The 14,376-nt window shown below is 51.4% G+C and carries 10 protein-coding genes; 2 read left to right on the forward strand and 8 right to left on the reverse strand.

The features are described from left to right. Window positions 1-113: 113 nt before the first annotated feature. Both putP and putA read right to left on the reverse strand, forming a co-directional pair. Window positions 114-1,598: a sodium/proline symporter PutP gene (putP, locus tag BM185_RS14015; RefSeq protein WP_091965051.1), complete on the reverse strand. Its 1,485-nt coding sequence runs from the start codon at window positions 1,596-1,598 to the stop codon at window positions 114-116. Window positions 1,599-1,639: 41 nt separating this feature from the next. Continuing rightward, on the reverse strand, window positions 1,640-4,885 hold the full coding sequence (putA, locus tag BM185_RS14020; protein ID WP_091965055.1) for a bifunctional proline dehydrogenase/L-glutamate gamma-semialdehyde dehydrogenase PutA: 3,246 nt from the start codon (window positions 4,883-4,885) through the stop codon (window positions 1,640-1,642). A gap of 127 nt (window positions 4,886-5,012) precedes the next feature. Here putA and BM185_RS14025 point away from each other — a divergent pair, with 127 nt between their 5' ends. Next, the gene (locus BM185_RS14025) at window positions 5,013-5,762 is read left to right on the forward strand and encodes an AraC family transcriptional regulator (protein WP_091965057.1); all 750 of its coding nucleotides are present in this window, start codon (window positions 5,013-5,015) and stop codon (window positions 5,760-5,762) included. Between the two features lie 200 nt (window positions 5,763-5,962). Further along, window positions 5,963-6,397 carry a c-type cytochrome gene (locus BM185_RS14030; RefSeq protein ID WP_245751775.1) on the forward strand — a complete coding sequence of 145 codons (435 nt, stop codon included), beginning with the start codon at window positions 5,963-5,965 and terminating at the stop codon, window positions 6,395-6,397. Window positions 6,398-6,456: 59 nt separating this feature from the next. Here BM185_RS14030 and rep read toward each other — a convergent pair whose 3' ends face one another. The 6 genes from rep to BM185_RS14060 form a co-directional block, all read right to left on the reverse strand. Further along, window positions 6,457-8,493, reverse strand: a complete 2,037-nt coding sequence (rep, locus tag BM185_RS14035; RefSeq protein ID WP_091965059.1) for a DNA helicase Rep — start codon at window positions 8,491-8,493, stop codon at window positions 6,457-6,459. Window positions 8,494-8,500: 7 nt separating this feature from the next. Continuing rightward, window positions 8,501-8,986: a tRNA (uridine(34)/cytosine(34)/5-carboxymethylaminomethyluridine(34)-2'-O)-methyltransferase TrmL gene (trmL, locus tag BM185_RS14040; RefSeq protein WP_091965061.1), complete on the reverse strand. Its 486-nt coding sequence runs from the start codon at window positions 8,984-8,986 to the stop codon at window positions 8,501-8,503. 39 nt (window positions 8,987-9,025) lie between these two features. Further along, on the reverse strand, window positions 9,026-10,465 hold the full coding sequence (ntrC, locus tag BM185_RS14045) for a nitrogen regulation protein NR(I) (RefSeq protein WP_091965063.1): 1,440 nt from the start codon (window positions 10,463-10,465) through the stop codon (window positions 9,026-9,028). Beyond that, window positions 10,462-11,571, reverse strand: a complete 1,110-nt coding sequence (gene glnL, locus BM185_RS14050) for a nitrogen regulation protein NR(II) (protein WP_091965065.1) — start codon at window positions 11,569-11,571, stop codon at window positions 10,462-10,464. The genes ntrC and glnL overlap by 4 nt, the downstream gene beginning before the upstream one ends. Window positions 11,572-11,770: 199 nt before the next feature. Then, the gene (locus BM185_RS14055) at window positions 11,771-13,432 is read right to left on the reverse strand and encodes an ATP-binding protein (RefSeq protein ID WP_091965067.1); all 1,662 of its coding nucleotides are present in this window, start codon (window positions 13,430-13,432) and stop codon (window positions 11,771-11,773) included. Between the two features lie 3 nt (window positions 13,433-13,435). After that, on the reverse strand, window positions 13,436-14,158 hold the full coding sequence (locus tag BM185_RS14060) for a response regulator (RefSeq protein ID WP_091965069.1): 723 nt from the start codon (window positions 14,156-14,158) through the stop codon (window positions 13,436-13,438). Between the last annotated feature and the right edge of the window lie 218 nt (window positions 14,159-14,376).

Consider the following 14,376-nt stretch of genomic DNA (forward strand, 5'->3'; position numbering starts at 1 on the left):
AGCATGTATATGGTAGTTGGCTTGTATTTCTTTTAAGGGTCTTTTAAAGCTTTTTTGGTTTTTGTTTAAGTAATTTCCGGCCTTCCCTGGCCGGACTTGATTGTTACAAAACGTTAGCCGCGTACTTCTTCCTGAACGGCATCAAACTCATCAAGAATTTCCTGTTCTGGCTCAGGGCTGACCAGGCTCAAGACGATCATTGCAATGCCCGCCAAAATGAAGCCAGGAACAATTTCGTAGAGATCGAAGATGCCACCGGTTAGGTTGGCCCAAACAACAACCGTTACGTCACCAATGACAATACCTGCCATGGCGCCTAGAGCGGTTGACCGTCTCCAGAATAAGGAAAGCAACAGTACGGGGCCGAAGGTGGCACCAAAGCCAGCCCAGGCATAGGACACTAAGTCCAGTACAGTGCTGTCTTCATTGAAAGCCAGTAGCATAGCGGCCAGAGCAATTACGATAACTGCAATGCGGCCGATACGTACTAGTTCTTCCTGGGTGGCATCCTTACGGAAAATGGACTTGTAAAAATCTTCGGTAAGCGCTGAAGAAGAGACCAGTAGCTGGGAGTCAGCCGTCGACATGACAGCAGCCAGAATCGCTGCTAGCAGAATACCGGCAATCACTGGGTGGAAGAGGGCATTGACCATAACCATAAAGACAGTTTCGCCATCACCCAAGCCTTCACCAATATAAACAGTGCCGACCAAACCGATCAGCATGGCGCTGAAAAGGGTCAGTGCTGTCCAGGATACGGCAATACGACGAGCCGCAGGAATGTGGCCTGCCGATTTAATGGCTGCAAAACGGGCCAAAATATGTGGTTGGCCAAAGTAACCCAGGCCCCAGGCAACGGAGCTGACAATACCAATAAAGGTCAGGGCTGTACCTGTTTCATCACTGAACCAAGTCAGCAAATTAGGATTGAGGTCGCTAATACTGGAGAAGGTAGCATTGACCCCGCCCAATTCACCCATAGCCCACAGAGGGACAATAGCCAAAGCGGCAGCCATCATCAGACCCTGCAAAAGGTCGGTCCAGGAAACGGCAAGGAAGCCGCCAAACATGGTATAGGAAACCACTGCCAGGGTGCCTAGGAGTACGGCAAGCTGATAGTTGACGCCAAAAACAGTTTCAAAGAGTTTGCCGCCAGCAACCAGGCCTGAAGAAGTGTAAAAGAGGAAGAAAAGGAGAATAAAGAGTGCTGAAACCACCCTCAGCATATTGGTCTTGTCACGGAAGCGCTGCTCTAAAAACTCGGGCAGCGTCAGGGAGTCACTGGCTTTGAAGCTATATACACGCAGGCGTGGAGCCATAAACAGCCAGTTTAGCCAAGTGCCGACCAAAAGGCCGATCGCTATCCAACTGGCACTTAAGCCTGCTGCAAAAGCTGCGCCGGGAAGACCAAGTAACAACCAGCCGGACATATCGGATGCCCCGGCGGAAAGAGCCGAACTCCAGGGGCCTAAGCCACGGCCACCCAGAATATAGTCGGAAAGGTTTTGAGTGCGTTGGTAAGCGATCCAGCCGATACCTAAGATCACCGCGATATATGCGATGAAGGTCCAGCCGACCGCAGCATTGCTTTCAATCATAAGCTCACCTTTTATTGGCTTGTTGTTGTGTTGCTTAGTTATTAACTTTTGTCGCTAGCTTCATCCTCTTCATCGGATTGAGCTAGCAGACTGGCATTGCCACCTATCGCAGCGGTATTAATGGTTCGAGTACGCTCACTTGCAAAGCGCAGCAGGTAGTGAGGACCACCTGCCTTGGGCCCCGTACCTGACAGCCCCATACCGCCAAAGGGCTGGACACCGACAACCGCACCGATCATGTTGCGATTGACGTAGACATTGCCGACACGCATCTTGCTGTCGATATAGGCCGCAAAGCTTTCATTGCGGCTTTGAATACCAAAGGTTAGCCCGTAGCCACTACGATTGATGCTGTCGATCACGCTGTCGAGTTCAGTCGACTTGTAGCGAATGACATGCAGGATCGGGCCAAATTGTTCACGTTCCAGTTCATCCAGGCTTTCGAGCTTGATGGTGACAGGGGCGACAAACTCGCCCTGTTCCTGAAGAGCTTTGGGAACCTGGGTTTCAGCAAGAATACGTCCTTGCTGACGGAATTTTTCTACATGGGCTTCTAGGTTCTTACGCGCAGTGGCATCGATCACCGGGCCTACATCAGTTGCTGGGTCGCGAGGATCTCCCAGCTGCAGCGCCTGCATCGCACCGGAAAGAATTTCAAGAACTCTATCAGCAATATCTTCCTGCAAGAATAGCACTCTTAAGGCAGAACACCTTTGCCCGGCACTGGTGAAAGAAGATTCTACTACATCGGCAACGACCTGTTCAGGCAAGGCCGTGGAGTCAACAATCATCGCATTTTGGCCACCCGTCTCGGCTACCAGTGCCGCCAGGGGGGCATTTTCACGAGCAGCCAAGCTACGATTGATGACCTGGGCTGTTTCTGTAGACCCGGTGAAGGCGACACCGGTAACGCGCGGATCAGCGGTAAGAACTGGGCCAATATCCTTGCCCAGACCAGGTAAAAGCTGAATGACATCACGGGGCATGCCAGCCTCATAAATCAGTTCCATACAGCGACAGGCAACCAAAGAGGTCTGTTCAGCTGGTTTGGCCAGAACCGTGTTGCCGGAAACAGCTGCTGCCAACACCTGGCCGAGGAAGATGGCCACCGGGAAGTTCCAGGGGCTAATAGCAACAAAAACCCCTTTGCCGGTTAAATAAAGTTCATTGGACTCCCCGGTAGGCCCTGGCAAAACTGTGGTCTCACCGAAGAGTTTTTCGGCCTGATTGGCATAATAACGGCAAAAATCGACGGCTTCACGAATTTCAGCCACACCATCAGCCAGTTGCTTACCGGCTTCCCGTGCGCAAAGAGCCATGAGTTCAGCCAGATGATCTTCAAGGGTGTCACCAATTTTACGCAGCAAGGCAGCGCGTTCAGCGACAGGGACCGCATTCCAATCAGGGAAAGCCTGGTGAGCAACATCAAGGGCCGCTTTGGCCTGTTCGGGGGAGGTCCATTGAATTTCACCGACCTGCTGATTTTTATCAAAGGGGCTGACGATAGCCTGCTTCAGCTGGGGGTCGGCTGCCAGTGACGTACCAAGTAGCGGCTGACCTTTCCACTGGTGATTATCCCAAGCATGGATGGATTCAAGCAGGGGTTCGAGTTGGCTGTTGATCATTAAATTGACACCTTTGGAGTTTTTACGGTTAGCACCATAGATATCCAGGGGAAGCGGAATCCTTGGGTTGCGGTAAGATTTTTTGTTGGCCAGGAGTTCAAGAGGGTGGCGGCAGAGACCCTCTACAGGAACTCGCTCATCAACCAGTTGATGTACAAAAGACGAGTTGGCGCCATTTTCCAAGAGACGACGAACCAAGTAAGGCAGTAGGTCTTTGTGAGCACCGACTGGTGCATAAATACGGCAGTAGGTGCCCTTGGGTGCGCGCTTTAAAGCCTGATTATAAAGAGCTTCACCCATACCATGCAGGCGCTGGAACTCTATAGCTCTGTCTCCGGCCATATCCAGCAGGCAAGTCAGGGTGTGGGCATTATGGGTCGCAAATTGGGGGAAAATTCGGCCTTGGGTAGCATCAGAAAGCAAGAAGCGGGCACAAGAAAGGTAGGCGACATCGGTATTAGCTTTACGAGTAAAGACTGGATAGCCACCAAGCCCTTCAACCTGGGCCAGTTTGATTTCTGTATCCCAGTAGGCTCCTTTGACCAGACGTACCGGAATTTCATCCCCCTGCTCTGCTGCCAGTCGGGTCAGCCAGTGCAGCGCAGGTAAGGCGCGTTTGGAGTAGGCTTGAACCACCAGGCCAAATTTACCCCAGCCTTTTCCTTCTTTACGATAGACCTTTTCAAATACTTCCAAAGAGAGCTCCAGACGATCTGCTTCTTCGGCATCCAGCGTCAAGGCAACATCCAACTCTCTAGCGCGCTCAACCAGTTTGCTTAGAATGCCGCTGAGTTCGTCCAGAATTTGTTCACGCTTGCCTCGCTCATAGCGGGGGTGAAGGGCGGAGAGTTTGATGGAAACCGAGGGTGCAGGCGCACCTGCAGTGGTTTTTTCATCGGCCTGGCCAACCCGTTCTATGGCATCCAGGTAGGCATCAAAGTAACGCTGGGCATCTTTCATGGTGCGTGCCGCTTCACCCAGCATATCGAAAGAATAGGTATAGCCTTTTTTGAACAGAGGTTTGCCATTTTTCAAGGCTTCAGGAAGCGTGCGTCCCAAGACAAACTGGTGCCCCATGAGCTTCATAGACTGCGCCATCACTTGGCGGACCAAAGGCTCACCAAGGCGGCTAACCAGACGGTTAAGAACAGGTACGGGTTTGTCGTCTCTTGGATCGACACTGACGACGCGTCCCGTTAGCATTAGCCCCCAAGTCGAGGCATTGACCAGCAGGGACTCACTTTGTCCCAGATGACGCTTCCAGTCAGCAATAGAGAGCTTGTCACGAATTAGATCTTCAGCAGTACGAGAGTCCGGGATGCGCAACAAGGCTTCTGCTAAGCACATCAGCAGTACCCCTTCTTGGGTATCCAGGCTATATTGCTGAAGGAGCATGTCAATGCTGTCAATGGCATCACCCTGACTACGCACCTCACGGACCAGGTCGGCTGTTTCTTTGGCCAGACGTGTGAAGTCTTCAGGCTGATGGTTGAGCATTTTGACTAGTTCTTCCATGAAGGTGTCTTCATCAACCATATAGTGCTGACTTAAAGTGTCCAGCAGTTTGGGCAGATCCTGAGTTTCCAAATCAGGTTTCAACAGCTGTTCAGCGCTTAAATGCTCGCTGACATTCTGATGATGAAGGGGATGTTTAATGGACATGGATAGAACTCCGCTATTTATTTTTGACCTTGCCAATCAGTTTGGTAGGCCAGCGGGAATTTGTCTTGATTGAAACTCAGAAGGTTTTGTTCCAAACTCAGATAAGCAACCGAGTCAGGTAATCAGCATGCATTCGCGAATACGAAGTTTTCCTTTGCCCACACGCTGTTTGCATCACCACCACCCTTACCATCAATTGGTCATTGCCCTGTCGGGAAGTGCCGAGTTTGAAATTGCTGGTTACGGGGGGCGAGTTGATGCAATGCACGGCTGTCTCGTGCCTGCAGGTGAGGTGCATTTCTATGAAGGCTTGGGCCGCAATCGTCATGTGGTGATGGATTTTCCCTTACCCAGTACCCAGCAAGAGTTGCAGCGCTTGTTTGACCGGCCCCGTTATTTTACCGCTGACCCCAGTTTGCGCATGTTGCTGGGTTTTTTGGATAGAGAGCAGCAACTTTGGCGTCAATCTGCTGATGCGGTTGAGGGTATGTCCAAGGTGTTTTTGGGGAGCCTTTACCAGCGCCTGTTTGAACAGTCACCGACCTTGCCACAAGCACCCAGTCGTCTGGATATGGTGCAGTTGGAAGTCTATATTCAGCAGCACCTGGCTGAGCCCTTGCCCGTTGCCCGCCTGGCAGAAGCTGCCTGTGTCAGCCCGGGGCATTTTCACGAACTCTTCCGCGGAGTAACAGGCATGACACCAGGCCAGTATATTGTTCAAGCTCGCCTTGAACGGGCCAGTGATCTACTCCGAGAAACCCGCTTGCCTATGTCTGCCATTGCTGAAGAAGCGGGTTTTGCCAGTCAAAGCTCTCTGGCTCATGCCTGTCAGCGCCACCTCGGCAAAACACCTGGTCAAATTCGCAGCGGCCACTGACTGAGCGAAGCTATCTTTGCGATAAAAAAGTTACAGCCTGTCTAAGGTATTAGTGTTAATGGTTACGCTATTGGGCTTTCTTGGGTATAATTTGGTTACCCAATTTTTAGCTATAAAGTAAAAATTCACAGGCTGTGCTCGGCAAAGGCTTGCAAGCCCTATCCGGTTGGCCTGAAACCGACTATCTAGAGGTGGTGAGAGTGAAACAGAGAATTCAGGTTACCCGTATTTTGACAGCAGCGGCCGTCTTGGGTCTTGGTCTTATGGTTGCCATGCAAGCACAAGCCCGTTTTGGTACGCCCGAAGAAATTGCTGAGCGTTTGAAGCCTTCTGGAGAACTGTGCCTGGAAGGTATGGAATGCGGTGCTGCTGCCGCTGAAGTCGCTGCTGGCCCAGCGATGTCAGGTGAAGAAGTTTACGCTAGTGTGTGTGCGGCCTGCCATGATACTGGCGCTGCGGGTGCACCGCGTAAAGGCGATACAGCTGCTTGGGGTGACCGCTTGAACAAATCCCTGGATGATTTAACGGCAAGCACCATTAATGGTCTGGGTGCTATGCCTCCACGGGGTGGTAGCAACTACTCGGATGAAGAAATTCGTGATGCTGTAGAATTTCTGGTTGATGCCAGCCGCTAATTTGAGTTTTAGCTGAGGCTGGCCCTGAAAGCCCTTTGATCCTTAGATCAAGGGGCTTTCTAGTTTTTGAGCAGCTCTTTCAAAGCGCTGGCCCTGCTCTTATTACGCTGCATCTTCTCTTCAGGGCTTTCTTTTTTCTCGCCTTTGCTGCCTTTCCAATCCAAATCTTCTTCAGGCAATTCATCCAGAAAACGACTGGGTGTGCAGTTGAGCATTTCCCCATAGGTTTTGCGTTGGCGGGCCAGAGTCAGCGTTAAGTGCTGCTGGGCTCGAGTGATGCCAACATAGGCCAGACGTCTTTCTTCTTCGATGGTGTCCGCTTCTATAGCATTGCGATGTGGCAGGAGTTCTTCTTCCATGCCCATCAAAAATACCTGGGGGAACTCCAAGCCCTTGGAGGCGTGCAGGGTCAGCAATTGTACCTTGTCGGAGTCATCCTCTTCTTCTTGCTGTTCGAGCAGGTCACGTAGTACCAGACGGGCAATGGCTTCCCGTATTGTGGCTTCAGGGTTTTCTTCCTGCATACGCTTGAGGGTTTCGGCTAATGAATCCACCAGCGTCCAGATGTTGGCGTAGCGTCTCTCAGCGACTGTGGGTGAGCTGGCATTCTGATAAAGCCAGGCTTCATAATCCATGTCCCGGATCATTTCACCGATTGCGGCTATGGCTTCATCACTTTCACAGCGGCGAATGATGCCATCCAGCCAGTGAGTGAAACGGCGCAGGCGCTCGACCTGGCGCTCGCTTAAGTATTGCTCCAGTCCTAATTCATGGCAGGCAGCAAAAAGACTGACATCCCGGTCCTTGGCATAAATGGCCAGCTTTTCCAATATGGCCGGGCCGATTTCCCGGCGCGGGATATTGATGATGCGCAAAAAGGCGTTGTCATCGGAAGGATTAATCAACAGGCGCAGATAGGCCATGATGTCTTTGATTTCATTGCGGGCAAAAAAGCTGGTACCGCCGCTGATTTTGTAGGGAATTTGCATGGCTTGGAGTTTGATTTCCAGAATACGTGACTGGAAATTACCCCGGTAGAGAACAGCAAAATCTTTCCAGGAAAGACGCTCCTTGAGCTTGCGGGTCATGATTTCGCCGGCAATGCGTTCGGCTTCTGCATCTTCGCTGGCGCACTCGATGACCTTGATGGGGTCACCAAAACCCAGTTGGCTCCAGAGGCTTTTTTCATGCAGGTGGGGGTTGTTGGCAATCAGCTGATTGGCCACTTTTAGAATGCGGCCTGTGGAACGGTAATTTTGCTCCAGTTTGATGATCTTCAGGTTGGCAAAATCTTCACTGAGCTGATTGAGGTTTTCTGGCCGGGCACCCCGCCAGGCATAAATGGACTGGTCATCATCTCCCACTACCGTAAAGGTTTTGCGCAGATCGGTGAGTTGTTTGACCAGCCGATACTGGCTGATGTTGGTGTCCTGGTACTCATCGACCAGAAGATAATGCAAGCGCTCTTGCCACTTTCTGAGGATCTCCGGTTGCTGTTGAAACAGTAATACCGGTAAGCGAATCAGATCATCAAAATCAACCGCATTGTAGGCTTTCAGGTGGCGGATATAGCTTTCATAGACTTTGGCAGCCAAGGCTTGGGACTCGTCTTCCGCATGAGATAGTGCGGTGCCCGGCTCGATCAAGTCATTTTTCCAGTTGGAAATAAGGTGCAAAACCTGGTTAATAATATCGGCATCAACCTGGGCATCCTTATGCATCAGGTCACGAATCAGGGCGCGGGTGTCTTCGGTGTCAAACAGGGAAAAACCACTTTTATAGCCCAGATGCTTCACTTCCTTGCGAATGATATCCAGCCCCAGAGAGTGAAAGGTGGATACCGTGAGGCCTTTGGCTTCTTCACGGCTCAGCATTCGGCCCACCCTTTCACGCATTTCACGGGCCGCCTTGTTGGTAAAGGTGACTGCACCGATGTTACGCGCTGACATACCCTTATCACGAATCAAGTAGGCAATTTTTGTCGTGATAACGCTGGTTTTACCCGAACCGGCACCGGCAAGTACCAGCAAGGGGCTGGTGACCTGGGTGACAGCTTCGAGTTGGCGGTCATTAAGGCGGGCGAGAAGCTTTTGCATGAAGTACCTAGTTGCTTTCTGTGGGGGTCAATTGGGCACCGCGAAAACCCAGTTGTCGCCAGGCCTCATAAACGATCAGGGCACCTGCATTGGAAAGGTTGAGGCTGCGGCTGCCGGGAAGCATGGGGATGCGAATTTTTTGCTCTGCCGGCAGAGGGTTAAGAATGTCATCAGGCAGGCCACGTGTTTCCGGCCCAAACAGGAGCAGGTCACTTTCTTGATAGCTCACCTGATGATAAGGCTGGCTGCCTTTGGTGGTCAGTGCCAGAACCCGCCCAGGTTGGACGCTGGTCAAGAGGTCTTCCATGCTTTTATGCAGGGTGATGCTGGCCCATTCCTGGTAATCCAGCCCGGCTCGGCGCAGGCGTTTGTCGTCCAGAACAAAACCCAGAGGCTCAACCAGATGCAAGCGGAAGCCGGTATTGGCTGCCAGGCGGATGAGATTTCCGGTGTTGGGCGGAATTTCGGGTTGGTAGAGCGCAATATGTGGCATTAGGCCTCCTGTGAGGAAGCCTTTAATTATAACACCAACTCACTCTTCATCTTCATCCTGATCGCTATTGATGCCCAGCTCTTTCAATTTCCGGGTTAGGGTATTGCGTCCCCACCCCAGCAGTTCTGCGGCATCCCTTTTGCGTCCACCCGTATGCTTGAGGGCGGCATGAATCATGATGCTTTCAAAGGCAGGCACCGCTTTTTCAAGCAGATTGCTTTCACCGCGCATGAGGGCCTGTTCTGCCCAGTACTTTAGAGAGGCTTCCCAGTCGCTGGCAATGCGATTAGGGGTTTTGCTGAGAAGTTCTGGTGGCAGGTCTTCGACCAGAATTTCACGACCTGATGCCATAACGGTTAACCAGCGGCAGGTATTTTGTAGTTGGCGTACATTACCTGGCCAGTCGAGTCGACAAATGTAGTCTGTGGTTTCCTGTTTCAACAGCTTGGTTTCAGTATTGAGCTCCTGAGCAGCTTCTTGAAGGAAGTGTTCAGCCAGTCTGGGGATATCTTCACGCCTTTCTTTAAGAGAAGGCAGGTGAACCCGAATGACATTTAAGCGGTGGAAAAGGTCTTCACGAAAGCTGCCGGCTTCAACCAGCTTCTCAAGGTCTTGGTGGGTGGCGGCTATGATGCGTACATCCACTTTTACAGCTGTGTGACCGCCAACACGATAAAACTCACCATCGGCAAGTACCCTGAGTAATCGGGTTTGAGTTTCTGCCGGCATATCACCGATTTCATCCAGAAAAAGGGTGCCGCCATTAGCCTGTTCAAAACGTCCTTGGCGCTGGGCAGTGGCTCCAGTGAAGGCTCCCTTTTCATGACCAAACAGCTCAGATTCAATCAAGTCTCGGGGAATGGCGGCCATATTCAAAGCAATAAAAGGCTGCTGCTTGCGTGGGCTATGTTGGTGCAGTGCTTGGGCAACCAGCTCCTTGCCAGTACCTGATTCACCATTAATCAGCACAGTTATAGTGGAGTGGGAGAGGCGCCCTATAGCCCGAAAGACCTCCTGCATGGCCGGAGCCTCGCCAATAATTTCGGTATGCTGCTGGGTTTGGCTGGCAGGGTGCTGGATTCCTTCTGCTTGCGCTTTTTTTTCTTCGGCATGAGTCAGGGCTCTTTGTACCAAAGAAACGGCTTCATCAACGTCAAAAGGCTTGGGCAGATATTCAAAGGCACCGCCCTGATAGGAAGCCACGGCGCTTTCAAGATCTGAGTGGGCAGTCATGATAATGACCGGAAGATTGGGATAAAGCTCTGTAACCTGCTTCAAAAGCTCCAGACCATCGGTTCCCGGCATACGGATATCGGTGATGAGTACATCCGGGGCTTGGCGAACCAGTTGGCGTAGTGCACTGTCAGCACGATCAAAGGTGGTCACCTCGACGCTGGACTGCTCCAGGGCTTTTTCAAGTACCCAGCGTATTGACCGGTCATCATCAATGACCCAGACATGACCTTTGTTGGTGCTCATGGCGTGACTCCTGTGTCGGATGGTTCATCAAGGCTGTTGCAGGGATCCAGTGGCAGCAGCAAAATAAATTCGGTGTGGCCAGGGCGGCTCTTGCATTCAATCAGCCCCTGGTGTTTTTGCAGGGCGGCTTGGGCAATGGTTAATCCCAGGCCGGTGCCTTCAGCACGGCCACTAACCATGGGGTAAAAAATATTCTCAAGCATGGTTTCAGGAATGCCGGGGCCATTGTCGATAACCTTGACCTGACAAACCAGGCGATGCCGCTCAGCACCTAGAGTAAATTGCCGTTTGGCCCGGCTTTGCAGGGTAATGCGGCCGTTAGACTGCCCTGATTCTATGAGCGCTTGCATGGAATTGCGAACCACATTGAGTACGGCTTGAATCAGTTGTTCTTTATCACCCAGAAATTCAGGAAGGCTGGGGTCATAGTCACGCAGCAGGCGGATTTGGTCACCAAACTCAGCCTGAGCCAGGGTGTAGACTCTTTCCAGTACTTCGTGAATATTTAGCATTTCCATACTGGGCAGGTGGTTGGGGCCCAGCATACGGTCGACCAGATTACGCAGGCGGTCGGCCTCATCAATAATGACCTGGGTATAGTCTTTTAAATCTTCATTGGGAAGTGCCCGCTCAAGAAGTTGCGCAGCACCACGAATACCGCCCAGAGGGTTTTTGATTTCATGGGCCATGCCTCTTACCAGCGCACGTACTGTTTCCTGCTTGTTCACCAACTCTTCTTCACGAGAAATTCTGAGTTGGCGATCACGTGGGAAAACTTCCATGATCAACTGAGTATTACTGAGTTCGGCAATCGGCGAAATCGTATAGTCGACGGTAATATTCTCGCCGTTATGCAGCTGAAGTAAAGCTTCTCGCTTGGTATAAGGATGGCCGCTCGTGGCTGCCTGGTTAAGGGTATCCAGCCCTGAATCTGGCTCCTGAAATAACAGGCTGACTGGCTGTTGACGAAAGCGAGTCAGACTGGCTGCCAGCAGCATTTCAGCAGCGGGATTCATATAAACTAACCGCAGGTTCTGTTCCAGCAGCATGACAGCAGTGGTCAGGTTTTCTAGCAGATGGCGTGGCAGTTCCGGAGCCGTGTTCATGCTTTTCTCAGCTTGATGGTTTCTGGACCTGGTAGCAGGTTTTTAAAAAGCTGATGCAAAAGCCGCACCAACTTGGTTAATAAACGCTTAGCCTATGTAGAGCAGGGTTTAGTCAGGCTTCATCAGGGTGCATTATGCTTTAGTATTGCACAATATCAGTGCTTAGCGAGGAGTGCTGATCTTTTTTGGTGCGCTATGATTATTGTGGAGGGAGATCAAGAGGCGGCAGGTTATCTGTCTGCTGTTTGGGGAAAATCAGGCTGAAGCGCGCGCCTCTAAGGAGGGGGCTGCGATCAACCAGTGCACTGCCACGGTGCCAGTAAATGATGCGTTGCACTATAGACAGTCCTAAACCGTAACCACCGGAGCTGCGGGTTCGGCTGTCATCCAGTCTTGAGAAAGGCATGAATACCCTCTGCCAGTCCTCTTCAGGGATGCCGGGGCCATCATCTTCGACATCAACTCTGAGATTGTCTGCTTCGAGATGGCAGGTAACGCGAATTTGTGTTTTTGCATAGCGTACCGCATTGCCAACCAGGTTTTGGATGGCACGCTGAAAGTAGCGCCCTTCCAGGTCGGCTTCACTGCTCACCCTTTCCGGGTTTTCAACCTTGAGCTCCAAATGCAGATTGGGGTTAACGCGCTGAAAGCCGGAGAGTACATCTTCCAGCAGGCCGATGACTTCCTGTTCTACAAATTGTAGCTGTAGCTTTTCTTGGCCGAGGCGGGCATAGGTCAGGATTTCATCGATGAGGGTGTCCAGCTCATCAATGTCCTTGTCGATTCCCTGAACCTGGCGAACCAGTTCCTGGTGGGGGCGCTGTTCTTCGCTGAGATCTTCAATCATCTGAAGACCAAAACGAATTCGTGCAACGGGTGTGCGCAACTCATGAGAAACGGCATGAATCATTTCCTGCTGGGTGCGCAATAATCGTTGAATCTGTTCGGCCATGTGGTTGAAAGTGGATGCCAGCTTGCCGATGAAATCCTTTTCCTGTTCTGTAACCCTGGCTTTGAGATTGCCTGCGGCCAATTGGCTGGATACCCTTTCCAGCGAGCGCAGACGCTTGGCTAAGCCATGTAAAAACCACCATATGGTTAGTCCGAGTACCAGCAAGAAGGTGAATAAAACACTGGCCAGCAGAGAGAAGGGATAGGGGTTGAAAAGTGGGATAGGCCCCAGTTTCAACCACTGTCCTGGTTCCAGCTCGACATAACTGGTCAGGCTGGCGGGCGCTTCCTGAAACAGGGTGACGGCTTCTCCTTCGGTCAGACGTTGTTCCAGCAAAGAAGTGGCCGCTCCTGGAAGTTGATCAACCAATTCTAAAGGGTAATTAAAGACCTCCTGCCAGCTGGCTAGTGCAGTATTTCTTTCAGCATTGGCGATGGGTTGTAACTGTTCTGCCAAAAGCAGGGCGCTGGCCTTGGCTTGCTGTTGGTGGAGGTGTTGAAGTCTGGCTCTCAAAAAGTTTGCATCGCCACTGGCCAAGTTCAATGCAAAGTAGACCCGTTGCTCGTTGGCTTCCAGGTCAGTTCTAACCAGTGGACGTCCTTCACCCAAACGTTGCATCTCGCGTTGGCTAAGGTTGGAGGCTTGAGTGTTAACGCTTTCTAGGGTGAGGCCCAGCTCTCGCCCGGTATTGGCAAGCCAGGTATCCAGGGGTTGCTCTGTGCGGTTAGGTTGTTGCTTGAGTAGAGTGAAAAAGCCTTCGAGGAGCTGCTCCTGGTGAGCTTCAAGGCGTACCTTGTTGGCCAGGTTGATCATGAGTAAACTGAGCAGCAGCAGGACTATCAGGGCTGCAAAGACACCCAAATAGACCCGCAGGAATACATTGTCTAGACGTTTGCTAAGTAGACGCAAGCCTTAGACTTCCTTGACGAAAAGATAGCCCTTGCTGCGCACGGTTTTAATGCGGCGAGGGTGCATGGGGTCATCGCCTACTTTGGGGCGTATGCGGGAAACTCGCACATCGATAGAGCGGTCCTGACCGTCATACTCAATACCCCTTAGGGCGGTAAAAATTTCTTCACGGGTTAGAACGCGTCCTGCATTGGAAGCAAGCAGCCAGAGTAGATCAAACTCGGCACTAGTCAGGTCAATGCTTTCATCTTTCAGCCAGGCTTCACGCATGGCGCTGTCAATGACCAGATTGCCAAATTCCAGGCGAGGAGTGTCGGATGTCTTGGTTTCTTGATGGCCACTGGGCTGGGTTTCGGCACGGCGTAAGAGTGCCCGGATTCGGGCCAAGAGCACGCGCGGGCGCACGGGTTTGGCGACATAGTCGTCGGCACCCATTTCCAGCCCCAGGACCTGATCCATGTCATCGGTGCGTGCAGTCAGCATTAAGATGGGAACATCTTTGTCCATTTTGACTTTTCGGCAGATGCTAAGGCCATCTTCACCGGGGAGCATGACATCCAGAATGACTAGATCCGGCTGCTCGTTATCTATGCGTTCAGCAGCCTTGGTGCCATCGCTTTCTACACTGACCTGAAAACCATTGCCTTCCAGGTATTCTTTGGTCAGTGATGCCAAACGGGCATCATCTTCAACTATGAGAATGCGGGGTGACTGATTTGCGTCCACTGTTTGATCTCTCGCTTGTAGTTCCCGGTTATCGTTCTTTTATAGATCACATCATACCTTAAACGCTGCTGGTTGAAAGCTCTCCAGGTATAAAGAGGGGTCTAAAGTCGGTTCAATTATGATTTTGTTCAATGATGACAATAAAAGCCAATACAAAAATTTCATCAAAATAAAAAAGCCAAAGAATTTCAGGTGTTGAAAGACGAATAGCCGTTCAC

This window comes from Marinospirillum celere (assembly GCF_900112235.1).
Taxonomy (GTDB): Bacteria; Pseudomonadota; Gammaproteobacteria; order Pseudomonadales; family Halomonadaceae; genus Marinospirillum; species Marinospirillum celere.